Source organism: Streptomyces turgidiscabies Car8, assembly GCF_000331005.1.
Classification (GTDB): Bacteria; Actinomycetota; Actinomycetes; order Streptomycetales; family Streptomycetaceae; genus Streptomyces; species Streptomyces turgidiscabies.
Map to the genome: position 1 here is coordinate 1 of NZ_AEJB01000211.1, position 1359 is coordinate 1359.

Consider the following 1359-nt stretch of genomic DNA (forward strand, 5'->3'; position numbering starts at 1 on the left):
ACAGCATGGGGTCGCTGTCCCCGCCGCCCGTGCGGGCCTGCTCGCTCTGCTCCATGAGCCGGCGTGCCTTCTCCTTCAGCCGCGTACGCTCATCCGGGTCGGTGGTCCGCTCCGCGGTCTGTTCCATCTCCTGCGCCTTCTGCCGCATCTGCTGGGCACGGCCGCGGGACTCGCCTGCAACGCTCATGATCACTCCTTGGGTGATGTGGGGAGAGCGGGCCGCACCAGCGAAACAGTGCCGCCGCTCCCCCGCATCTCGAATGCTCACCCACCGTGATCTCCGCGGTACCACAGAGGTCTCGTACGGCGTTTCCGGTTCCGCGTGTGCTTCGGCGTGCTGCGTCAGTCGTCCCGCCCCACGACGCACAGAGCCCAGATGACGAAGGCGTACAGCGCGATCAGGGTGAGCGACCAGACGGGGTAGTACGGGATCGACAGGAAGTTGGCGATGATCAGCAGCCCCGCGATGCCGACCCCGACGACCCGGGCCCACGTGGCGCGCGAGAAGAGGCCGGCGCTCACCGCCATGGCGATCACTCCGAGGACGAGCTGGATCCAGCCCCAGCTGGTCAGGTCGAACTTGAAGACGTAGTTGGGGGTGTCCACGTAGACGTCGTCCTCAGCGATCGCCATGATGCCCCGGAACAGGTCGAGGACACCGGCGATGAACAGCAGGACGCCTGCGAACGTCACCAGTCCGCCGGCACCTGCATGGGTTGTCTCCGCGTGGTGACGGGGTGTGGTCGTAGCCATGGCGGATTCCTCGCTTCCTGAGTGAGATGCAACGCCCAGCGCTGCACCTCCGAGCGTGCGGGGGTGCGAGGGGACGGGTGATCACCCGTAGAGGGTGAAGTCTGCGAGCACTCGCCGAAACCGCCGGGTACGAAACCGAATCACCCGCGGCGGGCGATGCCCCTTCAGGCAGGCGGGGCTCGACTGAAGTCCCGTAGGAGCAGCTTCACCACACCCGCTGAAGAAGGAGCCGGACCATGGCCGACGAAACGACCGGGGCAGGCGGGGTCAGCGCCCTCGCCGAGGCGGACGCCCCCGTGTTCGAAACACTCGTCCGGATGACGCTCGACACGTTCGAGCGATCGGGGCTGGACCCGGAAACCTATCTGCTGACGCGCATCGCGGCGCTGGTGGCCATGGACGCCTCCCCCGCCTCGTACGTGCTCAACGTCGGCGCCGCCGAAGAACTCGGCGTGCCCCTGGAGAAGGTCCAGGGCGTCCTCGTGGCGGTCGCCCCCGTGGTCGGCAGCGCCCGCGTGGTGTCCGCCGCCCGGAGCATCGGTGAAGCCTTCGGTCTGTCACTGCCCGACGAAGGCTGACCACCGCCCGCACGCCGACGTGCGGGAA

General features: G+C 68.1%; 3 protein-coding genes. 1 reads left to right on the plus strand and 2 read right to left on the minus strand.

What is annotated here, in order from left to right; translation table 11 throughout:
* Both STRTUCAR8_RS14035 and STRTUCAR8_RS14040 read right to left on the minus strand, forming a co-directional pair.
* The coding region (locus STRTUCAR8_RS14035) for a DUF6381 family protein (RefSeq protein WP_044472179.1) at positions 1-187 on the minus strand (187 nt) is incomplete at its 3' end.
* A gap of 155 nt (positions 188-342) precedes the next feature.
* The gene (locus tag STRTUCAR8_RS14040; protein WP_006376398.1) at positions 343-753 is read right to left on the minus strand and encodes a DUF7144 family membrane protein; all 411 of its coding nucleotides are present in this window, start codon (positions 751-753) and stop codon (positions 343-345) included.
* A gap of 236 nt (positions 754-989) precedes the next feature.
* Between STRTUCAR8_RS14040 and STRTUCAR8_RS14045 the strand changes: the two genes are divergently transcribed.
* Complete coding sequence (locus STRTUCAR8_RS14045) at positions 990-1331, plus strand: carboxymuconolactone decarboxylase family protein (RefSeq protein WP_006376400.1); 342 nt, start codon at positions 990-992, stop codon at positions 1329-1331.
* The last annotated feature ends 28 nt before the right edge of the window (positions 1332-1359 follow it).

Excerpts from the sequence above, each read along its gene's own strand:
- STRTUCAR8_RS14045 (WP_006376400.1), top strand. The coding sequence starts at position 990 with ATGGCCGACGAAACGACCGGGGCAGGCGGGGTCAGCGCCCTCGCCGAG.
- STRTUCAR8_RS14040 (WP_006376398.1), bottom strand. The coding sequence starts at position 753 with ATGGCTACGACCACACCCCGTCACCACGCGGAGACAACCCATGCAGGT.